We start from the raw sequence: 24,039 nt of genomic DNA on the forward strand, positions 1-24,039 counted from the left end.
GGGCTTGTCAACGGGCCGCGCGTCGACAAGATAGCGCTCCCGCCGCCTGGAATGGCTGGCGAGCATAAAATGCGCCTGTGAAGCGGCGATGACGGGAGCCACCAAAGAATGATCGGACTCGTGCTTGTAACGCACGGTCAACTGGCCACCGAGTTCCGACATGCCGTCGAACATGTCGTCGGGCCACAAGACAATTTCGAAACCGTGGCGATCGGTGCCGACGACGATATGGAGCAGCGTCGCCGCGACATCGTCGACGCCGTCGCCCGTGTCGATACCGGAGCCGGCGTCATCGTGCTGACCGACATGTTCGGCGGCACGCCGTCGAACCTTGCCATCTCGGTGATGGAGTCCGGCCGCACCGAGGTGATCGCCGGCATGAACCTGCCGATGCTGATCAAGCTGTCGTCGATCCGCAAGGGCGACAACATGGCGGCCGCGCTCGATGAGGCGCAGGCCGCCGGCCGCAAATACATCAATGTCGCCAGCCAGCTTCTGAGCAGCAAATGAACGCGCTATCCTCGGAAAAAGACCAGATTGTCCGGGAGTTTCCGATCGTCAACCAGCGCGGCCTGCATGCACGCGCCTCGGCGAAATTCGTCCAGCTCGCCAGCGGCTTCAATGCCGCGGTCCATGTCGAGAAGGACGGCGTCAAGGTCGGCGGCACGTCGATCATGGGCCTGATGATGCTGGCCGCCAGCCCGGGATACTCGATCCGCGTTACCGCCAGCGGACCCGAGGCGCTCGAGGTCATGGACGCGCTGGAGCAGCTTGTCGCCTCCCGCTTCGGCGAGGAATGCTGATCCCCTGCATAGCCAGGGCATGGCTGCGAGACATGCAGGGATAAAGATTTCTTTATATCCCATTGTCGTTTCGACATCGATCTGCTAGTCAGGCCGGCAATTCGCGCCCTTCGACGCGCCGGCCGGCGCGGGCGCATCCGCAACCAATTCGCAGCATAACAATTCGCATCGGAGCACTGCCATGACGGGTAGCAAGGATTATGTGGTCGCCGACATCTCGCTTGCCGGCTGGGGCCGCAAGGAACTCGATATCGCCGAAACCGAAATGCCGGGCCTGATGGCCTGCCGCGAGGAGTTCGGCGCCAAGAAGCCGCTGAAGGGCGCGCGCATCACCGGCTCGCTGCACATGACCATCCAGACCGCGGTGCTGATCGAGACGCTGAAGGCGCTCGGCGCCGATATCCGCTGGGCATCCTGCAACATCTTCTCGACCCAGGATCATGCCGCCGCGGCAATCGCCGAAGCCGGCATTCCCGTCTTCGCCGTCAAGGGCGAGAGCCTCGAACAGTACTGGGACTACACCGACCGGATCTTCCAGTGGGCGGACGGCGGCCTTTCCAACATGATCCTCGACGACGGCGGCGACGCCACCATGTACATCCTGATCGGCGCCCGCGCCGAGGCCGGGGAGGACGTGCTGTCCAACCCGCAGAGCGAGGAAGAGGAATATTTCTACGCCCAGGTCAAGAAGCGCCTGAAGGCTTCGCCCGGCTTCTTCACCAAGCAGAAGGCGGCGATCCGCGGCGTCACAGAAGAGACGACCACCGGCGTCAACCGGCTTTACCAGCTGCAGAAGAAGGGCCTGCTGCCCTTCCCGGCCATCAACGTCAACGACTCGGTCACCAAGTCGAAGTTCGACAACAAGTACGGCTGCAAGGAATCGCTGGTCGACGGCATCCGCCGCGGCACCGACACGATGATGGCCGGCAAGGTCGCGGTCGTCTGCGGTTATGGCGACGTCGGCAAGGGCTCGTCCGCCTCGCTCAAGGGTGCCGGCGCCCGCGTCAAGGTCACCGAGGTCGATCCGATCTGCGCCCTGCAGGCGGCGATGGACGGCTTTGAAGTCGTCACGCTGGAAGACGCGGCTCCGACCGCCGACATCGTCATCACCACCACTGGCAACAAGGACGTCGTCACCCTCGACCACATGCGGTCGATGAAGGACATGGTGATCGTCGGCAATATCGGCCACTTCGACAACGAGATCCAGGTCGCGTCGCTGCGCAATCTGAAGTGGACCAACGTCAAGCCGCAGGTCGACATGATCACCTTCCCGGACGGCAAGCGGATGATCCTTCTGTCGGAAGGCCGCCTGCTCAATCTCGGCAATGCCACCGGCCATCCGAGCTTCGTCATGTCGGCCTCCTTCACCAACCAGGTTCTGGCCCAGATCGAGCTGTTCACCAAGGGCGAACAGTACCAGAACCAGGTCTATGTCCTGCCCAAGCATCTCGACGAGAAGGTCGCGCGCCTGCACCTCGACAAGCTCGGCGCCCGCCTGACCGAACTGTCGGGTGAGCAGGCCGCCTATATCGGCGTCACGCCGCAGGGTCCGTTCAAGCCGGAACACTACCGCTATTAACCAAAGCTAAATTTACTACCATATATTGAGGCCGGGCGATTGACTTTTCGCCCGGCTTTATTTTTGCGCGCGATCAGCCTTCACGGCGATTCGGCGAGGGTTTATTGTCAGGTGATTCGCGACGCTTCCGGCCCGAGAGGGGATCAGAGAGGCGCGTTTCAGGGCGGTCTTGCATTCAGGCGGCGGAGAGGACCAAGACATGCCGGGGCAAAACCCGCACGGAGCGGGATCGGCCGTTTCCGGCGGCCATGACGATTCGGGGACCTTAGGCTCGGCCATCCCGGGCCGACGCCTTTCATGGCGTGCCCGCGCGGGACTGTTGCTGGCCGGTTCAGCACTGGCCTGGCCGTTGGCCGGTGCCGTGGCGCATGCCGAGACCGCCGCCGTGGCGACCGCCGGCCTGTCGATCAGCACGGTCGAAGTCATGCAGCTCGCGGTGTTCGTCGGCGTGACGGGCGCGGCGCTGCTGTCGGCCATCGTTCTCATCCGGGAGCGGGCCCGCACCTCGGCGGAGAATGTCGAACTGAGAAGCCGCGTCGCCGACGTCAACGCTGCATTGCGCCGGTCGGAAGCGTTGCTCAATCTGCGCGACCAGCGCGTCGTCGTCTGGGCGTCGGAGAACAAGAAACCCGAACTCGTCGGCACATTGCCGGTCGAAAGCGGCGCCCCGGAAGAGCGGGCGGCTTTCCTCGCCTTCGGCCGCTGGCTGATGCCGCGCTCGGCGGCGGCACTGGAACATGCGATCGCGGGCTTGCGCGAAAAGGCGAGGCCTTTCGACCTGGTCATCGAATCGCAGGCCGGCGCACCGCTCGAAGTGCACGGCCGCAAGAGTGCCGCGCATATATTGGTGCGGTTCGTCTCGCTTTCCGAGACGCAGCGCAGCCAGGCCCGGCTGAAGATCGAGAACCAGCGGCTGGCCGCCGACCATGACACCATGATCGGCCTGCTCGAGGCGCTGAAGATGCCGGCATGGCTGCGTGACGAGCACGGACGCCTGAAATGGGTCAACCGGGCCTATGCCGACGCGGTCGAAGCCGAAAGCGCGGAAGCCGCCGTCCGCGACGCCAAGGAGTTTCTTGGCGGCCAGGCGCGCGAGGCGATTGCCACCCAACACAAATCGCATCCGGTCTTCGAGCAGTCGCTTTCCACCGTGATCGAAGGCGACCGCCGCGTGTTCGCGGTGACCGACGTCGCCGGCGGCGACGGTTCGGCCGGCCTTGCCTGCGACACCAGCGCGATCGAGACCATCCGCGGCGAATATGAGCGGACGGTCCGCAGCCACGCCGACACACTCGACCAGCTCAACACCGCGGTCGCCATCTTCGACACCGACGAGAAGCTGCGCTTCTTCAACCAGGCGTTCCAGAAGCTGTGGGGGCTTGACAGCGGCTTCCTGCACAGCGCTCCAGACAATGCGCTTTTGCTCGACCGGCTGCGCAGCGAAGGCAAGATCGCCGAACAACCCGAATGGCGCCGCTGGAAGGAAGGCCTGCTCGGCGCCTACCGCGCGGTCGAATCGCAGGAGCATTGGTGGCATCTGCCGGACGGCAAGACCATTCGCGTCGTTGCCAACCCGCAGCCCAAGGGCGGCGTCACCTGGGTGTTCGAGAACCTGACCGAGAAGATGGACCTGGAAAGCCGCTACCGGACCGCGGTGCGGGTCCAGGGCGAAACGCTCGACAATCTCGCCGAGGGCGTGGCGGTGTTCGGCCCCGATGGCCGGCTGCGGCTGTCGAACCCGGCCTTTGCCACGCTGTGGGGGCTGAGCGCAGACGCCGCCAAGCCCAACGTGCACGTGTCGACGATCCGTGATCTTTGCGACCGGCAGGCGGTCGACAGTCCCTGGCCTGGCTTCGTCGCCGCCATCACCGGCTTCGACGATGAGCGCCGCGACCGTCATGGCCAGAGCGAGCTCCACAACGGCACCGTGCTGCGTTACGCCGTGATTCCACTGCCCAACGGGCAAGTGATGATGACATTCGTCGACGTCACCGACAGCGTGCGTGTCGAACGCGCGCTGAAGGACAAGAACGAGGCGCTGGAAAAGTCAGATCAGCTCAAGAACGACTTCGTCCAGCACGTGTCCTACGAGCTGCGCTCGCCGCTGACCAACATCATCGGCTTCACCGAACTGCTTTCACTGCCCACGACCGGGCCGCTGAACCAAAAGCAGCGCGAATATGTCGAGCATGTCAGCTCGTCCTCCTCGGTCCTGCTGACCATCGTCAACGACATACTGGACCTCGCGACCGTCGACGCCGGCATCATGCAGCTCGACATTTCAGAGGTTCATGTCGACCGCACGATCGCGGCGGCGGCGGAACTGGTTGCCGACCGGCTGCAGGAGCATTCGATCCGACTCGAGGTCGATGCCACCGCCGCGCCGAAGACGTTCCACGGCGATGAAACCCGCATCCGCCAGATCCTCTACAATCTGCTCAGCAATGCCGCCAATTACGCGCCGGAAGCCAGCAGCATCCGGCTGGCCTGCCGCCAGTTGGCGGACGGGGTGGAATTCTCGGTTCATGACGACGGCCCCGGCATGCCGCCGGATGTGCTGGATTCGGTGTTCCGCCGCTTCGAACCGCGTACCAACGGCGGCCGCAGGCGCGGCGCCGGCCTCGGCCTGTCGATCGTCAAGAGCTTCGTTGAACTGCATGGCGGCGGCGTTCGCATCGAAACCGGCAAGGACAAGGGCACGACCGTCATCTGCACCTTCCCCGACATGCCCGGCATCCGCGCCGCGGCCGAGTAGCGCGCTCGATGACGGGGCTTGTGCTGGAGCGTTTGCTTCCTGACGAGACACAGACCGCGCGGCTGGGCGAGGATCTGGCGCTGGCGCTGCGTGCCGGCGATGTGCTGGCGCTCAAAGGCGATCTTGGCGCCGGCAAGTCGACACTGGCGCGGGCGCTGATCCGGACGCTTGCGGACAATGCCGGGCTCGACGTGCCAAGCCCGACCTTCACTTTGGTGCAGAGCTACGACACGCGCATTCCGGTGCATCATTTCGACCTCTACCGCCTGTCGTCGTCGAGCGAGCTCGACGAACTCGGCTTCGATGAAGCGCTGGCGCAAGGGGCAGCCCTGGTCGAATGGCCCGAACGGGCGGAGGGCTATCTGCCGAAGACAGCCCTGTCGATCGAACTCGTCCAGCATGGCGAAGGGCGGCTGGCGCGGTTGTCCGGGCAAGGGGCGGCCTTCGACCGGGCGGCGCGGTCCCTGGCCATGCGCGATTTTCTCGACGGCGCCGGTTGGGGGACAGCGCGGCGCCGCCATTTCGTCGGCGATGCCTCGGCCCGTTCCTATGAGATCGTGACGCATGCTGGCCAAGAACCGCGCGTGCTGATGAACTCGCCGCGGCTGGTGCTCGGCCCGCCGGTGCGCGACGGCAAGCCCTATGCCGTGATCGCGCACACCGCCCGGTCGGTCTCCGCCTTCGTCGCCATCGACCGCGCCTTGAAGGCCGGCGGCGTCAGCGTTCCGCAAATCCATGCCGAGGACCAGGACCAGGGGTTTCTGCTGCTCGAACATCTCGGTTCGGAAGGGTTTCTCGGCAAGGACGGCGAGCCGGTGGCCGAGCGTTATGCGGCGGCCGCCGAACTGCTGGCCATGATGCATGGCAGGACCTGGCCGCGGCGCCTGCAAGCCGGACCGGGCAGCTTCCACGAGGTGCCCCCTTTCGACCGCGATGCGATGATGATCGAAGCCGATCTTCTGGTCGACTGGTATGTGCCGGCGATATCGGGTGCCCCGGCCAGCGAAGATTTGCGCACGGGCTACGCCAGGCAGTGGAACGCGCTTTTCGATCGGCTCCAGGGAAGCGAATACACGCTGATGCTGCGCGACTTCCATTCGCCCAATATCATCTGGCGCGGCGACCGCTCCGGGCATGACCGGCTGGGCATCGTGGACTTCCAGGACGCGCTTATCGGCCCGTCGGCCTATGACGTCGCCTCGCTCGCCATGGATGCCCGTGTCACCCTGTCGCCCGGAATCGAAAAGCGGACACTGGATGCCTATGCTGCGGCGCGACATGCAGCGGGCGCTTTCAACGAAGCGAGCTTCCTGGAGGCCTATGCAATCATGGCCGCGCAGCGCAATTCGAAGATCCTCGGCATTTTCGTGCGCCTCGAAAAACGCGACGGCAAACCCTATTATCTCAGACACCTGCCGCGCATCCGTGACTATCTGCGCCGGGCGCTGTCTCATCCGGCGCTCGCCAGCTTGAAGGATTTCTACGACACGCACGGGCTGCTTGAGGAACGAACGCTGTGACAAGACCGGATACCGCAATCGTACTCGCCGCCGGGCTTGGCAAGCGCATGCGGCCGATCACCGACGCCATCCCCAAGCCGCTGGTCAGGGTCGCCGGCAAGACCTTGCTCGACTGGGGCCTCGACAGCCTCGCCGCCGCCGGCGTCGCCAAGGCCGTCGTCAACGTCCACTATCTTCCCGAGCAGATCGTTGCCCATGTCGCGGCGCGCCATGAGCCCCGCATCATCATTTCCGACGAGAGCGACCGGCTGCTCGACTCGGCAGGCGGCATCGTCAAGGCGCTGCAGGAACTGGGCGACCAACCCTTCTACATCCTCAACGCCGACACGTTCTGGATCGACCACGGCCCGCTCAATCTCGGCCGCCTCGCCCTTGCATGGGACGGCGCGAAAATGGATATTCTGCTGATGCTGGCGGATCTCCATCAAGCGACCGGACACTGCGGCTCAACCGACTTCCTGGTGGCGCCGGATGGCACCCTGCGGCGTTCAAAAGGGGATCCGGCGGGCCTGATCTATGCCGGCGCGGCGATCGTCCATCCGCGCCTGTTCGCGGCCGCATCCGCCGAACCGCACTCGCTCAACGCCTATTTCGACAAAGCCATCGCCACTGGTCGCCTGTTCGGCATGCCGATGCACGGCCACTGGATCACTGTCGGCACGCCCGATGCCATTCCGCTCGCTGAAGCGGCAGTCGCCGGCGCGCTGACCGAGTCGCAATGAGCGGCCCGGGCCGCGTTTTCTCTATCCCCCCCGGAGCGCCGTTTCTGCCGACGCTAGCCGAGGCGCTGCTTGCCGGTCGACTGGTTCCCGGATTTCGCTTCGACGGCGATCCGCTCGCTCTGGCCGATGTCACCATCTATGTGCCGACGCGTCGTGCCGCGCGCGCCTTGCGCGGTGTCTTCGTCGACAGTCTCGCGGCGCGCGGCGGCGGCGGTTCAGCGATCCTGCCGGTCATCCGCCCGCTCGGCGAGTTCGACGAGGACGAAGCGGCATTCGATGCCGAGCCATCGGCGGCGATCGATCTCGCGCCGCCGATCTCGGCGACCGAACGCCTGTTGCTGCTGACGCCGCTGGTACGCGCCTGGAAACGCCGGCTGCCGGAGCATGTGGCGAAGCTTTTCGCGGAAGAGATCGTCATCCCCGCCTCCACCGCGGACGCGATCTGGCTGGCGCGCGATCTCGCGGCGCTGATGGACGAGATCGAGACGGAAGGTACCGACTGGGCAAAGCTTGAAGGCCTGGTAACCGGCAACCTCGCCGGCTGGTGGCAGGTAACGCTCGAATTCCTCGGCATCGTCACCGATGCCTGGCCGAAATTCCTCAGCGAGAGCGACCGCTCCAACCCGGCCGCGCATCGCAGCGCGCTGATCCGCTCCGAGGCGGCGCGGCTGCGGCGCAATCCGCCGTCCGGACCGGTCATCGCCGCCGGCTCCACCGGCTCGATACCGGCCACGGCGGAGCTGCTTGCCGCGATCGCCCGCCTGCCCGGCGGCGCCATCGTGCTGCCCGGGCTCGACCGTACGCTGGACGAAGCGTCCTTCCAGGCGCTGATCGCTCCCGGAGCGCGGCCCGCGGTGCTTGGCCACCCGCAATATGGCCTCGCCAGGCTGATCGGCAAGATCGGCGTGCCGCGCTCGGATGTCGAGGAAGTCAGCGCGGCCGAACCGCAACTCGCGCTTCGGGCCGCGCTTGTCGGCGAAGCGCTGCGGCCTGCCGAGACCACCGAATTATGGGCCGAAACGCGCAATGGATTTTCGGCTCCCGATATTGCAGGCGCCTTCGCCGGCGTGACCCTGCTTGAAGCAGCCAGCGAACGCGACGAAGCCGTCGCCATCGCTGTCGCCCTGAAGCAGTCGGTGGAGGAGCCGGGCCAAAGAGCTGCCTTGGTCACCGGCGACCGCGCGCTGGCGCGGCGAGTCTCGGTCGAACTCAAGCGCTTCGGCGTTGTCGCCGACGATTCCGGCGGCACGCCGCTCGCCAACACGCCCGCGGCCAGCCTGCTTCGGTTGATGCTCGAAGCGGTGTTCCGGCCTGGCGATCCGATTGGCCTGCTGTCGTTGCTCAAGCATCCTCTGCTCGGCCTCGGTCTCGAACGCGCCGATGTGCGCCATGCGGCGGAACTGGTCGAACTGGTGGCGCTGCGCGGTGGCACCGGCCGCCCCGACATCGCATCGCTGCCGGAACTGTTCGAAACCCGCCTCATTGGGCTCGGTGATGACAGCCGGCCGCCCTTCTGGTTCTCCCGGCTGACCGTGCGCGCCATCGAAGGCGCGCGGAATTTGCTCGAAGGTCTGAAGCAAGCTCTGGCACCACTGATGGCCTTTCGCGGCCAGGCGGATGCAGATCTTGCCGCCTTGGTCAAAGCCAGCGTTGTGGTCCTGGAAAACCTCGGCCGCGCCGCGGATGGCGGCCTAGCCGGCCTCTATGCCGGTGACGCCGGCGAAAAGCTTGCCGAACTGCTGCGCGGGCTGGTCGCAGCTTCGGCCCCGCTGTCGTTCGCGGCGAGCGAATGGCCCGATGTGATGGACGCGCTGATCGCGCCCGAAACGGTCAAGCCGGCGCAAGGCACCGACCGGAACATCGCCATCTGGGGCGCGCTGGAAGCGCGGCTGCAGGACGTCGACACGCTGGTCATTGGCGGGCTCAACGAAGGCGTCTGGCCGCGCAAGCCTGAGAGCGACCGCTTCATGTCGCGGCTGATGAAGACCGGCATCGATCTCGAACCGCCGGAACGGCGCATCGGCCTTGCCGCGCATGATTTCCAGATGGCCATGGGCGCGAAGAAGGTTTTGCTTGCCCGCTCGGCGCGTTCGGGCGACGCACCCGCCGTGCCATCGCGCTGGCTGCAGCGGCTGCTCACATTCATCGGCAACGAGCAGGCGGCAACCCTGCGCGGGCGCGGCGACGAGCTGCTCGCCTGGGCCCGTGCGCTCGATACCGGACCAAAGCAGGATTTCGCGCCCCGCCCGCAGCCAAAGCCGCCCCTATCAGTGCGCCCGACGCATTTCTCGGTCACCGAGATCGAGACCTTGCGCCGGGATCCCTACGCCGTCTACGCAAGACGGATCCTCGGCCTGATGCCCCTCGATCCCGTGATCCGCGACCCCGGCGCGGCCGAGCGCGGCACGCTGTTCCATGCCATCCTGCATCTGTTCTCGTCCGAGGTGGCCGATCCGCGCGCGCCCGAGGCGCTTGCCGGCCTCATTGCCGCCGGCCGCGCCTGCTTTGCCGAGGCTGTCCTTCCGGCCGATGTCGAGGCGGTGTGGTGGCCGCGCTTCGAGAAGCTCGCCGCCAACATCATCGAATGGGAGCGCACACGCGCGGATGCGGTGGTCCAACGGCATGCGGAGGAGAGGGCGGGAAAGACCGTCGTCGGCCAGTCCAGCGTGACGCTGTCCGGCTACGCCGACCGCGTCGACCTGCTGGCCGGCGGAATGGCCGATATTCTGGACTACAAGACAGGCTCCTCGCCCTCCAAGGCGCAGGCGCACACGCTGCTGGCGCCGCAACTGGCGCTGGAGGGCGCTCTGCTGAGGCGCGGCGCCTTCAAGGATCTGGGCGCGCGTGAACCGTCGCAACTGGCCTTCATCAGGCTGAAGCCGAATGGCGAGGTGTTCGAGGAGTCCATCCTCGAACACAACCGCCAGCCTCGAACCGCGGCCGATCTTGCCGAAGAGGCCTGGGCACGGCTGGAAAAGCTGCTGGTCCACTACGCAGATCCGCAAACCGGATATCTGTCGCGCGCGCTGCCGTTTCGCGAAGGCGAGACCGACGGCGACTACGACCACCTTGCCCGCGTGCTCGAATGGTCGGCCGGCGGCGATGCCGGCGACGAGGGAGGGGAGGCATGAAGAAGGCCTATCCCATCCCGAGCGACACCGCGACCAGCCAGGCCCGCGCCGCCGATCCCATGAATTCCGCCTGGGTGTCTGCCAATGCCGGCTCAGGCAAGACCCATGTGCTGGCCCAGCGCGTCATCCGGTTGCTGCTCAACGGCACCGACCCGTCGAAGATCCTGTGCCTGACCTATACGCGCGCCGCCGCCGCCAACATGTCGAACCGGGTCTTTTCCACGCTGTCGGACTGGACCGTGCTCGGTGATGCCGAGCTGGCCGTGAAGATCGAAGCCCTGGAAGGGCGCCGGCCGGATCGCGACACCATGCGCCGGGCGCGGCGCCTGTTCGCCGAGGCACTGGAAACGCCGGGCGGGCTGAAGATCCAGACCATCCACGCTTTCTGCGAGTCCGTCCTCCACCAGTTCCCGCTGGAAGCCAACATTCCCGCCCATTTCGAGATGCTCGACAGCCAGATGGAGGCGTCGCTTTTCGCCGCTGCGCGCCGCGAAATGATTTCAGCCGCCGGCGACGCGGATTTGACCGAGGCCTTCGCCACTGTGCTGGAGCGCGGCGGTGAAGCCGGCCTCGATGCGTTGCTCGGCGAGATCGTGCGCAAGCGCGATGGCTTGCGCGAGTTCCTTGATGCGGTCGGGCGTGACGGTTTCCAACCTTTGTTCGACGAATTCCATTTCCGCCCCGGCCAGACCGCCGAGGGCCTGGCCGCATCGCTGTGGCCATTGCCGGGCTTCGTGCCGGACTATTTCGCCGGCTTTGCCCAGGCCGCCGAATCCACAGACGCCAGGTCGGTGCTGAACAACATCCTGCCCTATGCGCGTCAGGCCTTCGCAGAGAGCGATCCCACTCGCCGCCTGCAATTGCTCGCCAGAGCATTCCTCAAGGCCGATGGCGATCCCTATGATCCGGCAAAGGCCTTCAAGAAGGCTCTGACCGACCGCCTGCCGGATCTGGGCGAACGCTACCTCTCGGCGGCGAACGCCATCATCGAAACCGTCGACCGCCTGGCGCTGTTCCGGATGCTGGAAGGCACTCGTGCGGCGCTGACCATCGCCGACTGGCTGATCGCCCGCTACGAGGTACTGAAGCGCAGTCGCGGCTTTCTCGACTTCAACGATCTGATCACCCGCACGGTCAACCTCCTGGCACGGCCCGATGCCGGCCCATGGGTGCAATACAAGCTCGACCAAGGCATCGATCACATCCTGCTCGATGAAGCGCAGGACACCAGCCCGGATCAATGGGAGGTGGTGAAGCGGCTGGCGGAGGAATTTTTTGCCGGTCTCGGCGCGCGCGACAGGGTCCACCGCACGGTCTTTGCCGTCGGCGACGAAAAGCAGTCGATCTATTCCTTCCAGGGCGCTGCGCCCGACTCCTTCGCCGACAGCCGGCTGTTGTTCGCCGGCAGGGTGCGCGATGCCGAGGCGTCGTTCGCCGACCTCAAGCTGACCTGGTCGTTCCGCTCGACCGACGATGTGCTCGCCGCCGTCGACCGCGTCTTTGCCGATCCTGTCGTGCGGCGCGGCATCAGCCACGATCCCGATCCGCTGAGCCACAAGGCGATCCGCACCGATGCGCCAGGCTATGTCGAGGTCTGGCCGTCGCTCGGCACTGAAGCCGTCGACGAGCCCGACGACTGGACGCAGGCGATCGACCATGCCCATGCACCGGCGGTGCGCGTCGCCGAGAATGTGGCGGCCACCATTGCCGGCTGGATCGGCAAGGGCGAAATCATCGAGGGCCGCGGCAAGCGGCTTCGGCCCGGCGACGTGCTGGTTCTGGTGCGCAAGCGCGACAGCTTCGTCCATGCACTGACCCGCGCCTTGAAACGCCGCGACATTCCAGTTGCCGGCGCCGACCGGCTGAGCCTGCCCGGCCATATCGCGGTCAAGGACCTGATCGCGGTCGGCCATCTGCTGATCCAGCCGCAGGACGATCTGTCGCTCGCCGCCGTGCTGCGCAGCCCGATCTTCGACTTGCCGGAGGAGACGCTGTTCACACTCGCCGCGCAGAGGGCGCCCGGCCTGTCGCTGGCCGCGTCACTGCGCCAGCATGCCGGAGAAAACGAGCGCCTGGCGAAGATTGTCGCGCAACTTGACCTCTGGGCTGACGAGGCCGCCTTCAAGCCGGTGTTCGAATTCTATGCCAGCCTGCTGGCCCGTGACCACGTGCGTAAAAGGATGATCGCGCGGCTCGGACCGGAGGCCGGCGATATTCTCGACGAATTCCTGAGTTTCTGCCTTGCCGAGGAGCGGACCGGCCTGCCCGGGCTGGAGGCCTTCCTGTCGACGCTGGAGAATGCCGGTCCCGAGATCAAGCGCGAGATGGACCAGACCCGTGACGAGGTCCGCGTCATGACCGTGCACGCGGCCAAGGGCTTGGAGGCGCCGGTCGTTTTTCTGGTCGATGGCGGCTCCGCCCCGTTCAGCGACCAGCATCTGCCGCGCCTGATGCCTTTCATGGGCTCGGGCACATACTGGGACGGCAAGGGCTATCTCTGGCGCTCGGCAAGCGATGTCGCCAACGGCTTCTCCAGGGCCGCGGCGGTGCGGGCACGGGAACTCGCCGACGACGAATACCGCCGCTTGCTCTATGTCGGCATGACCCGTGCCGAGGACCGGCTGATCGTCTGCGGTTACCATGGCAAGCGGGCGCCGAATGCCGGCACCTGGCATTCGATCGTGAGCCGCGCCTTGATCGGTGCGCCCGAGAGCGAACAGCGTCCGCATCCCGCCGGGGGCGACCCTGTGCATCGTTTCCGCGTGACCAACCTGCCGCCCGTCGCGGCGGGCGCCAGTGAACAGGCGCGGCAGGCCAGTGCTTTTGACCCGTTGCCGGCGACCCTGTTCCGGCCCTTGCCACCCTTCGAGGACCTGCCGCGGCCGCTGTCGCCATCCGGCGCCTCGGCGCTGATCGACGAAGGCAAGGAAGCGGTGATCGACAGGGCTTCGCCAGTGCTGGACGCCGATGCCGAGCCCGGCTTTGCCGTGCTGCGCGGGCTCGCCTTGCACAAGCTGCTGCAGATGTTGCCCGGCATTTCCGAGGCTGAGCGCCAGGGCGCGGCCGAGCGTTATCTCGCGCGAACAGGTGCCGCATGGCCGCCGTCAGAGCGGGAAAAGGCCCTTGCGTCGGTCATCGCCATCCTCGACGACCCACGCCTCGGCCAATTGTTCGCGCCCTCGTCGCGCGCCGAGGTGGCGATCATGGGCAAGTTGGACGTGAGGGGGAAAAAGCGTTCCATTTCCGGCAAGATCGACCGCTTGGCGGTGACCGCCGACACGGTTTCGATCGTCGACTACAAGACCAACCGGCCGGCGCCTGCCTCGCTGGCTGAAGTCCCGCCGGCCTATCTGCTGCAGCTCGCGCTCTATCGTGCCCTGCTGCAGCCGCTTTATCCAGGGCGTGAGGTGAAGGCGGCCCTTTTGTTCACCGAAGCGCCAAGGCTGATCGAACTGCCGGCCCAGGCCATGGATGACGCCCTTGCCCGACTCACAGGAGCGTGACACAAGACCTGCTTGAAGAAGGGCGCGACAACCACCACATTTGGTGGGACAAAAAACTCTCGAAAGGAATTTTCCGCATGGGTGCCACCGTCAAGGTCGACAAGAACAATTTCCAGGCCGACGTGCTCAACGCCAAGGAGCCGGTCGTGGTGGATTTCTGGGCTGAATGGTGCGGCCCGTGCAAGATGATCGCGCCGGCGCTTGAGGACATCGCCCTCGAACTCGGCAGCAAGGTCAAGATCGCCAAGCTCAACATCGACGAGAATCCCGAGCTTGCCGCGCAATTCGGCGTGCGCTCGATCCCGACGCTGATGATCTTCAAGGGCGGCGAAGTCGCCGACATGAAGGTTGGCGCCGCTCCGAAGACCGCGCTGTCGCACTGGATCAACGGCAGCCTCGCCTGATCCAACTGAAATTCCTGACAGCAAAAGCCCGGCCATCGTGCCGGGCTTTTTGTTGGCGTCATCGCTGGGTTGCTCTGGCCCTCACATCAGGTCACGCCATGTCTTCTGTTGGCAGCAACAGAAGCAGGGAGAACGTCATGACCGGATCCGCCAAGGCCACCGTCTTCATCGACAATGAGCGTGTCATCGTCACCGAGTACCGCTTCCAGCCGGGCGACAACACCGGCTGGCATCGACATGGGCACGACTATGTCGTGGTGCCGCTGATGGACGGCAAACTCAAGCTGGAAACCAAGGACGGTGAAACCTTCGCCGAGATGAAGAAAGGCGTGCCTTATTTCCGCAAGGAGGGCGTCGAACACGACGTCATCAGCGCCAATGAGGGCGAATATGCTTTCATCGAGATCGAGCTGAAGTAAGCGGCCGCATTGACTAGAGCATTTCACCGTTTCACGGAAACGGCAAACTGCTCTAACTCATTGTTTTAACGCAACTCCGGACGGAAAACCGTTTCACACTTTTCCTGGAATTGCTCTGGGCGATGGACGGCCTCACGTCGGCGGTGTGCCGTTCTCGGCCAGTACTGCACCAGCCAGATAGAGCGATCCCCCGATCAGGATGCGGGGCGCTGGGCCGTCCCAGGTGTCGCGCAGCAGCATCAGCGCGCTGGCGACGGAACTGACCGGCTCGGCGGAAAGCCCGGCTTCCGTGGCGCGGATCGCCAGCTCGTCGTTGGGCACGCCGGCATCGCTCATGCTCACCGGCACGGTATAGACATGCCGGGCCAAGCCCTTGAAGGCGCGGAAATAGCCGCTCTGGTCCTTGGTGTTGATCATGCCCGAAATGAGGAACAGCGGGCGCGGGTTCTTTTCTTCCTGCTCGGCCAGCGCTTCGGCGACGACCACGCCGGCGCCCGGGTTGTGGCCACCGTCGAGCCAGATGTCGGCACCCTTCGGCGCCAGCTCCGCCAGACGGCCCTGCACCAGCTTCTGCATGCGACCGGGCCAGGCGACATTGGTCATCGCCTTTTCGGCGGCGCGGTGGCTGACCTCGAAGCCCGCCGCCTTGACCGCGGCGATCGCAGCCGCCGCATTGGCGAATTGGTGGCGCCCTGGCAGCCGCGGCATCGGCAGGTCCATCAGGCCATCCTCGTCCTGGTAGACCATGCGGCCGTTCTCCTCGAAGGCCAGGAAGTCCTGGCCATAGACGAAGGTCGGGCACTCCAGCCGCTCGGCGGTCTCGATCAGCACCTGCAGCGCCGTCTCGCTTTCCTGGGCGCCGATCACCACGGGGCAGCCGCGCTTCATGATGCCAGCCTTTTCAGCAGCGATCAGTTCGACCCGGTCGCCAAGATAGGCCTCATGATCCATCGACACAGGCATGATCACCGACACGGCCGGCCTGGCGACGACATTGGTGGCGTCGAAGCGGCCGCCGAGGCCGACCTCGATGATGGCGGCATCGGCCGGATGTTCCGAAAACAGGATGAAGGTGACGGCGGTGAGGATCTCGAAGACGGTGATCTTCTGGCCGTCATTGGCCTTGGCGACGCGGGCAATGGCCTCGGCGAAGGTCTCATCGTCGACGAGCTTGCCACCCCCCTCGGCGGCGAGCCTATAGCGCTCGGCCCAGTTCACCAGATGCGGCGAGGTGTGGACATGCACGAGACGGCCGGCGGCTTCAAGCAGCGCGCGCGAAAAGGCGGCGCAGGAGCCCTTGCCGTTGGTGCCGGCGATGTGGATGACCGGCGGCAGCAAGTCCTGCGGATTGCCAAGCCGCTCCAGGAGCCGCGTGATGCGGTCGAGCGAAAGGTCGAAACCTTTCGGGTGAAGCGCCATCAGGGCTTCGATTTCGCGGTCGGCGGCAAGCGTTGTCATGACAAAATCCCGGCGCATGGCCCGAGCACCAGAATCAACCCGGAATGGCCATGGCAATCAAAAGGCTACAGCGCGCCATGGACATGGCGCAATCGCTGTTCGCGGCGGCCCAAGTCGTGTCTTGTGCACGTCGTCCTCCCAAAACCGAGGCCACTTTTGGACGACATGCACAGTGTCGCGTCCTCAGGCTTGCGGCCGGGCTTCGGTCGCAACCATCGCCGGCGGCAGGATTTCCGGCTCGAGCGGCTTTTGCTCCTCCGGCATCTTGAGCAGCATCTTCAACAGCCGCGCGATGGTCTGGCGCAGTTCGAGCCGCGACACCACCATGTCGACCATGCCGTGCTCCATCAGATATTCGGAGCGCTGGAAGCCATCGGGCAGTTTCTCGCGGATGGTCTGCTCGATGACACGCGGTCCGGCAAAGCCGATCAGCGCGCCCGGCTCGGCGATATGCACGTCGCCCAGCATGGCATAGGAGGCGGTGACGCCGCCTGTGGTCGGGTTGGTCAGCACGACGATGTAGGGCAGGCCGGCTTCCTTAAGCCGGTCGACGCCGACCGTTGTGCGCGGCAGCTGCATGAGGGACAAGATGCCTTCCTGCATGCGCGCGCCGCCGGACGCGGCGAACAGGATCAGCGGCCGCTTGCGCTGCAGGGCGACCTCGAATGCGTGTACGATGGCGTCGCCGGCGGCCATGCCGAGCGAGCCCCCCATGAAGGCGAAATCCTGCACCGTCACCACCACCGGCAGGCCTTCGATGGTGCCCAGCGCGTTGACGATCGCGTCCTCCAGCCCGGTCTTGGCCTTGGCGTCCTTCAACCGGTCGGTGTAACGCTTCTCATCGCGGAACTTCAGCGGATCCTGCACCACCTTCGGGTTTTCGAGCTGTTCGTATTTCCCGTCGTCGAGGAAGTACTTCAGCCGCTCCTTGGCCGAAATCTTCATGTGATGGCCGGAAGACGGGATGACGAACTGGTTGGATTCCAGATCCTTGTGGAACACCATCTCGCCGGTCTCGGGATCCTTGATCCAGAGATTCTCGGGCATGTCGGTGCGCCGGCCGAGCATCGAATTGATCTTCGGGCGAACGTAATTGGTGATCCAGTTCATCGCTTCGGCTCCTGTCCTGACGAAGAGTTGCTAATGCATGTCGCCCAAAAATGGGAACCGGTTTTGGGCGACATGCACAAACTTGAGGTAGGAGAACTATTCGGCGGCAGCAAGGCGGGCCGAGCGCACGCCTTGCGCAAGGCCGCTGACCAGCGTGGCGACGGCCTCGGCCGGGTCGGCGGTCTTTTCGCCCTTCGGCCCCAGCACATTGGCGACCGCATTGACGATCGCGGTGCCGACGACGACGCCATCGGCATTGGCGCCAATGACACGCGCCTGTTCGGCGGTCTTGACACCGAAGCCGACGCAGACCGGCAGGTTGGTATGGCCCTTGATGCGCTTGACCGCCGCCGCCACCTTGCCGGTGTCGGCAAGTGCGGCACCGGTGATGCCGGTCATTGACACGTAGTAGACGAAGCCAGACGTGTTCTGCAAAACCTTGGGCAGCCGCTTGTCATCCGTGGTCGGCGTCGCCAGCCGGATGAAGTTGATGCCAGCCTTGAGCGCCGGTATGCAGAGTTCCTCGTCCATTTCCGGCGGCAGATCGACGACGATCAGCCCGTCTATGCCGCTGGCCAGCGCATCCCTGAGGAAGCGGTCGACGCCGTAGACGTAGATCGGGTTGTAATAGCCCATCAGCACGATCGGGGTTTCATTGTCGCCGGTGCGGAAATCCGACGCCATCTTCAGTGTCTTCACAAGGGTCTGGCCAGCTTTCAGCGCACGCAGGCCCGCTGCCTGGATCGCCGGTCCATCGGCCATGGGATCGGAAAACGGCATGCCGAGTTCGATAACATCGCTGCCGGCGCCCGGCAGGGCTTTCATGATCGACAGCGAGGTTTCGTAGTCCGGGTCGCCGGCCATGAAATAGGTGACGAGCGCCGGCCTGCCTTCGGCCTTGAGTTTCGCCATGCGGCGATCGATTCGGGTGGTCATTCTAAAGCTCCATCCCCAGAATTTTGCCCACAGTGAAAATGTCCTTGTCGCCGCGGCCGCACAAATTCATGACGATGATCTGGTCCTTGCCCATCTTCGGCGCGCGCTTGATCACCTCGGCCAGCGCATGCGCCGGTTCCAGCGCCGGGATGATGCCCTCCAGCCGGGTCAGCAGCTGGAACGCCTCTAGCGCCTCTGAATCCATGATCGGCACGTATTCGACACGGTTGGATTCCTTCAGCCACGAATGTTCCGGGCCGATGCCCGGATAGTCGAGGCCGGCCGAGATCGAATGGCCTTCCATGATCTGGCCGTCGGAGTTCTGCAGCAGGTAGGTACGGTTGCCGTGCAGAACGCCTGGCGAACCGGCGGTAAGCGAGGCACAGTGCTCTTCGCCATCAAGGCCCTTGCCACCGGCTTCGACGCCGACAATCTTCACATCCGTGTCGTCGAGGAACGGGTGGAACAGGCCGATTGCGTTTGAGCCGCCGCCCACCGCTGCGACAAGCAGGTCCGGCAGCCGGCCTTCCGCCTCCAGCATCTGTTCCCTGGCCTCGCGGCCGATGACCGACTGCAGCTCCCGCACGATTTCGGGATAGGGGTGCGGACCCGCGGCGGTGCCAATCATGTAGTAGGTGTCATCGACATTCGTCACCCAATCGCGAAGCGCCTCGTTCATGGCATCCTTCAATGTGCCGTGACCGGAGGTGACCGGCACAACCTCGGCGCCGAGCAGCTTCATGCGGAAAACGTTGGGCGCCTGACGCTGCACGTCGGTCGCACCCATGTAAACCACGCAAGGCAAGCCGAAGCGCGCGGCAACCGTCGCCGACGCAACGCCGTGCTGGCCAGCGCCTGTCTCGGCGATGATGCGCGTCTTGCCCATGCGCTTGGCCAGCAGAATCTGGCCGAGGCAATTGTTGATCTTGTGTGAGCCGGTGTGGTTGAGCTCGTCGCGCTTGAAATAGATTTTCGCGCCGCCGAGATGCTGGGTCAGCCTTTCGGCGAAATAGAGCGGACTGGGCCGGCCGGTATAGTGCTTGTTGAGATGCTCGACCTCGGCCTTGAAGGCCGGGTCGGTCTTGGCGAAGGTCCAGTGCTTTTCGAGGTCCAGGATCAGCGGCATCAAGGTTTCGGCGACGAAACGGCCGCCAAACATGCCGAACATGCCTTGCTCGTCAGGTCCGGTGCGAAAGGAATTGGGTGTCGCCGGCTTGTTCATCGCCGATCTCCTAACTGCTATGTTTTGAGCATGTCCTCATCGGAAAACCGGATACCACTTTTCCGGGACATGCTCTCATTGGAAACACTTTCAGGCGGCGCGGTCGTCGCGTGCTGCCCGGACGGCCCGGAAAAACTGTTCGATCAGCGCCGGATCCTTGACGCCCGGCGCGCTTTCCACGCCCGACGAAATGTCTATTCCGGGCGGGTTGGCAAGCCGAAGGGCATCGCCGATGTTGGCGGCGTTGAGCCCACCGGAAAGCATGTAATCGACGCCGGCGTCAAGGCCGGCAAGGATGCGCCAGTCGAAGGCCACGCCATTGCCGCCCGGCAGCACGGAGCCCTTTGGCGGCTTGGCGTCGAACAGGAAGCGGTCGGCAACGCCGATGAACGGCTCGATCCGGTCGAGATCGGCGGCCTCGCTGAGCGGCAGCGCCTTCATCACCGGCAGCCCATAGCGGACCTTCAGTTCGGCCACCTGCTCAGGTGTTTCCGACCCGTGCAGCTGCAACATATCGGGCTGCATGGCTGTGACGATCTGGTCCAGGAAGGCGTCACTGGCGTCGACCGTGACGGCAACCGCCAAGGCCTTGCCGCGCGCCGCTTCGCGCAGACGGCAGGCGTGCGCCGGCTCGACATAGCGAGGGCTCTTGGCGAAAAAAATGAAGCCGACATGGGTGGCGCCGCCGGCCAGGGCCGCGGCCATTGCGTGGTCGGTCTTCAAGCCGCAGATTTTTATATCGAGCGCCATGGCGCGGGAATTGGCACGAAATCGCGACAGAGTCGAGAAAAAGCATGCTGTTTGCCGGCAGCGCCAAAGGCGCTACCTATTGATGGACGGATAGACAGCATGCCGGGTGGGAGAAGATCATGGCTGACACAACCATTACCGAACTGAAGCAGAAGATCGCTCAGGCACACCAGGTCATCGCGCATCTGATGGACAAGGCCGCCTTCAACGGCGCCGAAGCGCATCGGGCGCTGGACTATTTCGGTGGCGATACGTTTGACCGGAATTTCCTGCCTTGGCCGCATCACGGCGATGAGGGGCTGCGGCCGGATGAACTCAATGCCGCCAACGACGATTGACTACTCGAACACAATCGCCTGCAGCGCGCCGCCATTGCGCTTCAGCCAGTCCTTGCAGCGGTCGGTGTCGGGGCAGAGTTTTTCGCACAGTTTCCAGAATTTCGGGCCGTGGTTCATCTCCTTGAGATGTGCCACCTCATGCGCCACGAGGTAGTTTATCACGGGCTGCGGCGCCATCATGATGCGCCAGGAGAAGGAGAGATTGCCCTCCGAGGTGCAGGAGCCCCAGCGGCTGGACGTGTCCTTGTAACGGATCGCCTTGGCGCGCTTGCCGAGCGCCTCGGTGTGCCTGACCACCAGCTTCTCGATCTCCTTCTTGGCCTCGCGCTTGAGAAAATCGGCGATGCGGCGCGGCAGATGTATCCGGTCGCCATGCACGATCAGCAGCGGCCCGCGCTCGTCGCGCGATACCGTGACGGTACCGCGCTTTGACGGCTCATGAACGATACGGTGCGGCACGCCCCGGATCGGGATCCTGATGCCCGGCCGCACCTGTGGCCGCGTCGGCACTTTGGCGAGCCGCTGCTCCAGCCAGTCCTGGTGGCGCTCGAGGAACCTGTCCACCTCGCCGCGGCGCAGGCCCGGCGGCACGGTGATGCGCAGGCCCTGGCCGCCGGAATCGATGCGCAGCGTCAGCCGCCGCGCTCTGGCGCTCTCGACGATCTTGAGCGGCAGCGTGCGGCCGGCGACGCAATATTCGCGCTCCACGACTGGCGTGGCCTTGGGCTTCGTCAGATTGCGGAAGAATCCGATGGTCATGGCGGGACGATACGCGATTCGAGAAAAACGACTAGAACAAAAAAGAAACGGCGCCGCTCGCGCGACGCCGTTTTTTTCACGATCAGGCTTGTCGCAAAGCCTCAGTCGTCAAGCAGGTTCGAGTCCTTGCCGCGCTTGGTCGAGGTCGTGCCGGTGCTCGGATCGGTCTTCGCCGGAGCGGTCGACTTGTTGCGCTTCGCCATGAAGCGGTCGAACTCGTCCTGATCCTTGGCGCGACGCAATTCGCGGGCATAGTCGTCGAACTCGGTCAGCATGTCGTCGAGCTTGCGACGTTCCTCGGCGAGACGCTCAAGCTCCTTTTCGCGCCAGTCGTCGAAAGCGACGTTGCCGGTGCGGGCGGAGCCGTTGCCCCAGCGCGCGGCCTTGTCGGAACCACGACGGCAGCCGGCGAAGATGCCGTCGGTCGCGCGGTTGACGTCACGCTTGAAGCCGTCGAGCCGGTCGCCCCAGATGATGTAGGCGAGCATGGCGAAGCCGAGCGGCCAGAACACCATGAAGCCGATCACCATCAACGCGATGGTTGCCGGCGTCCAGGCCGGGCGGATCAATGCAGATGTGTTCATTTTCTCCCATTCCTTCGGTTGGAGACAGCCAGGACCGGCTGCGTGGAATCGAAATGGGAAGGCAAAAACGGCGATTCAAGACAAGGTCCGCCAAAACCGGACAAGCTTCTGAAATGATTATCGCTTTTTGAGCATGTCGAGGAAAAGCACGCCCAAGCCGGCAATCAGCCCCCAGAACGCGGCGCCGACGCCGAACAGTGTCAGCCCCGAGGCGGTGACGACAAACGTGACGGTGGCGGCCATCCGGTGGGCCTCGTCCTTGAGCGCGATCGCCAGCGCGTTGGCGAGCGAGGCCATCAACGCAAGCCCGGCCACCAGCACGATCAGGCTCTGCGGCAGGACGGCGAAGATCGCCACCAGCGAGGCACCGAAGATCGCGAAGACGAGATAGGCGAGCGCATAGAACGGCCCGGTCTTCCAGCGCTCGGCGGGGTCGGGATGAACGTCCGGCCCGGTGCAGATTGCCGCCGAGATTGCCGCCAGATTGGTGGTCGAGCCGCCGAACGGCGCCGACAGCAGAGAAAACAGGCCGGTGACGCCGATCAGCGGGCCGGGCTCCGGGTGGTAGCCGGCGGCGCGCAACACGGCGAGGCCAGACAGGTTCTGCGACGCCATGGTGACGAGATAGAGCGGTAGCGCCAGGCCAATCATCGCCTTGGCGGTGAAGTCAGGTGCAATCAGCGCCAGTGTCGACAGCTCGGGTGTCGGCAGGCCGCCGACACGGCCGGAGAGAAACGCGGCGAGACCGCCGCCGATCAGCACCGCCAGTACCGACAGCGCCGGATTGAACAGCCGGATGATGAAGAACGCCGCGATCAGGGGCAGGATCAGCCAGGGGTCGACGGGAACGGTCTTGACCGCATTGATGGCGAAGGTGACGACGATGCCCGCCAGCATGCCTGAGGCGACCGAGGGCGGTATCCTGGAGATCAATTGCGTCAACGGCCGAAACAGGCCAGTGGCGATCAACAGGATGGCGGTGACGACGAAGGCGGCGACGGCCTCGCCGATCGAAAAGCCGGTCGAGGCAGCCATCAGCGCCAGGCCCGGCGTCGACCAGGCGGTGATGACAGGCATCTTCGTGCGCCAGGACAGCCACAGGCTTTCGACCGCCATGGCCAGGCAAATCGTCGTCACCCAACTCGCCGTCTGGATTTGCGTCGCACCGACCGCGTGGGCGGCGGCAATGACGATGGCCAGCGTGCCGCCGAAGCCGACGATGGCCGCGACAAAGGCCGAGATCGGGATGGAAAGGCGCATTCTCACTTGCCCCGCCCGGCCATGTCACCGACCGCCCGCACCAGCATGTCGAGATCCTGCGGCCGCGACAGGCGATGATCGCCGTCGGGAATGAGCGACAGCGTGACATCGTCGGCCGGCAGCAAGCTGACCAGCTTCAGCGCATGGCTCGACGGCACGTCCGCATCGGCCAGGCCCTGCAGGATGTGAACCGGGCAATGGGTGTCGATCGGACCGGTCATCACCCGGTTGGCGCGCCCATCCTCGATCAATGCGCGCGTGTAGATATAGGGCTCCGTGGAATAGTCGGAGGGCTCGGCGAAGAAGCCCTTTTCGGCGAGGTCGTGCTTCTGCGCGGGGGTCAGCACCGGTTCGACCAGCTCGGCGGTAAAATCCGGCGCCGGCGCCAGCAGCACCAGGCCGACGACGTTTGCGTCACCCGCCTTGCGCAATTCCTGCACCATGCGCAGCGCGATCCAGGCGCCCATGGACGAGCCGACCAGGATCTGGCTGCCGCTGGCGAAATGCCGGAACACGGCGAGGCTTTGCGAAAGCCATTTCGAAATCGTGCCGTCGGCAAAGGCGCCGTCGGATTCACCGTGGCCTGAATAGTCATGGCGCAGGAAGGCGCGGCCTTCCCTTGCCGCCCAGTCCGACAGCGTCTGCGCCTTGGTGCCCAGCATGTCCGACTTGTAGCCGCCCAGCCAGACAATGCCGGGCGTCGAACCCGCCATATGGCGCACCGCGATGCGCGATCCATCGATATCGAGAAAGGTCGGAGGCGTGACGGTCATGGCTTTTCCT

The 24,039-nt window shown here is 64.9% G+C and carries 20 protein-coding genes; 11 read left to right on the top strand and 9 right to left on the bottom strand.

From position 1 onward, the window contains the following. Positions 1 to 108: 108 nt before the first annotated feature. From EB815_RS02060 to EB815_RS02105, 10 genes are all read left to right on the top strand, one after another. Positions 109 to 510, top strand: coding sequence for a PTS sugar transporter subunit IIA (locus EB815_RS02060; protein WP_010912939.1), 402 nt, complete (start codon positions 109 to 111; stop codon positions 508 to 510). Next, entirely contained in the window at positions 507 to 803 is a 297-nt protein-coding gene (locus tag EB815_RS02065; protein WP_056569043.1) for an HPr family phosphocarrier protein, read from the top strand. The genes EB815_RS02060 and EB815_RS02065 overlap by 4 nt, the downstream gene beginning before the upstream one ends. Positions 804 to 984: 181 nt before the next feature. After that, complete coding sequence (ahcY, locus tag EB815_RS02070) at positions 985 to 2,385, top strand: adenosylhomocysteinase (RefSeq protein ID WP_010912937.1); 1,401 nt, start codon at positions 985 to 987, stop codon at positions 2,383 to 2,385. Between the two features lie 199 nt (positions 2,386 to 2,584). Then, positions 2,585 to 5,140, top strand: a complete 2,556-nt coding sequence (locus EB815_RS02075) for a sensor histidine kinase (protein ID WP_056569040.1) — start codon at positions 2,585 to 2,587, stop codon at positions 5,138 to 5,140. Positions 5,141 to 5,148: 8 nt separating this feature from the next. Continuing rightward, complete coding sequence (gene tsaE / locus EB815_RS02080; protein ID WP_056569036.1) at positions 5,149 to 6,660, top strand: tRNA (adenosine(37)-N6)-threonylcarbamoyltransferase complex ATPase subunit type 1 TsaE; 1,512 nt, start codon at positions 5,149 to 5,151, stop codon at positions 6,658 to 6,660. Positions 6,661 to 6,707: 47 nt separating this feature from the next. Continuing rightward, the gene (locus EB815_RS02085) at positions 6,708 to 7,382 is read left to right on the top strand and encodes a nucleotidyltransferase family protein (RefSeq protein WP_056569033.1); all 675 of its coding nucleotides are present in this window, start codon (positions 6,708 to 6,710) and stop codon (positions 7,380 to 7,382) included. Beyond that, a complete protein-coding gene (gene addB, locus EB815_RS02090) occupies positions 7,379 to 10,513 on the top strand; it encodes a double-strand break repair protein AddB (protein WP_056569032.1) in 3,135 nt (1,044 codons plus the stop codon). Before EB815_RS02085 ends, addB begins: the two co-directional genes overlap by 4 nt. Beyond that, on the top strand, positions 10,510 to 14,016 hold the full coding sequence (addA, locus tag EB815_RS02095) for a double-strand break repair helicase AddA (protein ID WP_056569029.1): 3,507 nt from the start codon (positions 10,510 to 10,512) through the stop codon (positions 14,014 to 14,016). The genes addB and addA overlap by 4 nt, the downstream gene beginning before the upstream one ends. 77 nt (positions 14,017 to 14,093) lie before the next feature. Then, entirely contained in the window at positions 14,094 to 14,420 is a 327-nt protein-coding gene (gene trxA, locus EB815_RS02100; protein WP_056569026.1) for a thioredoxin, read from the top strand. 137 nt (positions 14,421 to 14,557) lie between these two features. Next, the gene (locus EB815_RS02105; protein WP_056569023.1) at positions 14,558 to 14,839 is read left to right on the top strand and encodes a cupin domain-containing protein; all 282 of its coding nucleotides are present in this window, start codon (positions 14,558 to 14,560) and stop codon (positions 14,837 to 14,839) included. Between the two features lie 132 nt (positions 14,840 to 14,971). Here EB815_RS02105 and EB815_RS02110 read toward each other — a convergent pair whose 3' ends face one another. From EB815_RS02110 to EB815_RS02130, 5 genes are all read right to left on the bottom strand, one after another. Next, complete coding sequence (locus EB815_RS02110; RefSeq protein ID WP_056570314.1) at positions 14,972 to 16,297, bottom strand: bifunctional folylpolyglutamate synthase/dihydrofolate synthase; 1,326 nt, start codon at positions 16,295 to 16,297, stop codon at positions 14,972 to 14,974. A 183-nt stretch (positions 16,298 to 16,480) separates the two neighbouring features. Then, on the bottom strand, positions 16,481 to 17,407 hold the full coding sequence (gene accD / locus EB815_RS02115) for an acetyl-CoA carboxylase, carboxyltransferase subunit beta (protein ID WP_056569020.1): 927 nt from the start codon (positions 17,405 to 17,407) through the stop codon (positions 16,481 to 16,483). A gap of 96 nt (positions 17,408 to 17,503) precedes the next feature. Then, complete coding sequence (trpA, locus tag EB815_RS02120) at positions 17,504 to 18,343, bottom strand: tryptophan synthase subunit alpha (protein ID WP_056569017.1); 840 nt, start codon at positions 18,341 to 18,343, stop codon at positions 17,504 to 17,506. Position 18,344: 1 nt separating this feature from the next. Continuing rightward, positions 18,345 to 19,565, bottom strand: a complete 1,221-nt coding sequence (trpB, locus tag EB815_RS02125; RefSeq protein ID WP_056569014.1) for a tryptophan synthase subunit beta — start codon at positions 19,563 to 19,565, stop codon at positions 18,345 to 18,347. Positions 19,566 to 19,655: 90 nt separating this feature from the next. Further along, complete coding sequence (locus EB815_RS02130; RefSeq protein WP_056569011.1) at positions 19,656 to 20,315, bottom strand: phosphoribosylanthranilate isomerase; 660 nt, start codon at positions 20,313 to 20,315, stop codon at positions 19,656 to 19,658. Between the two features lie 119 nt (positions 20,316 to 20,434). Between EB815_RS02130 and EB815_RS02135 the strand changes: the two genes are divergently transcribed. Next, complete coding sequence (locus EB815_RS02135) at positions 20,435 to 20,653, top strand: hypothetical protein (RefSeq protein ID WP_056569008.1); 219 nt, start codon at positions 20,435 to 20,437, stop codon at positions 20,651 to 20,653. Here EB815_RS02135 and EB815_RS02140 read toward each other — a convergent pair whose 3' ends face one another. From EB815_RS02140 to EB815_RS02155, 4 genes are all read right to left on the bottom strand, one after another. Next, positions 20,654 to 21,412, bottom strand: a complete 759-nt coding sequence (locus EB815_RS02140; protein WP_056569005.1) for a M48 family metallopeptidase — start codon at positions 21,410 to 21,412, stop codon at positions 20,654 to 20,656. A gap of 101 nt (positions 21,413 to 21,513) precedes the next feature. Then, positions 21,514 to 21,996 (bottom strand): DUF2852 domain-containing protein, encoded by a 483-nt coding sequence (locus EB815_RS02145; RefSeq protein ID WP_056569002.1) that lies wholly within the window; start codon positions 21,994 to 21,996, stop codon positions 21,514 to 21,516. Positions 21,997 to 22,113: 117 nt separating this feature from the next. After that, on the bottom strand, positions 22,114 to 23,256 hold the full coding sequence (locus tag EB815_RS02150; RefSeq protein WP_081294951.1) for a benzoate/H(+) symporter BenE family transporter: 1,143 nt from the start codon (positions 23,254 to 23,256) through the stop codon (positions 22,114 to 22,116). Between the two features lie 2 nt (positions 23,257 to 23,258). Continuing rightward, positions 23,259 to 24,029 carry an alpha/beta hydrolase gene (locus tag EB815_RS02155; protein WP_056568995.1) on the bottom strand — a complete coding sequence of 257 codons (771 nt, stop codon included), beginning with the start codon at positions 24,027 to 24,029 and terminating at the stop codon, positions 23,259 to 23,261. Positions 24,030 to 24,039: the final 10 nt, after the last annotated feature.

The organism is Mesorhizobium loti, assembly GCF_013170705.1.
In the GTDB taxonomy this organism is placed as follows: Bacteria; Pseudomonadota; Alphaproteobacteria; order Rhizobiales; family Rhizobiaceae; genus Mesorhizobium; species Mesorhizobium loti_D.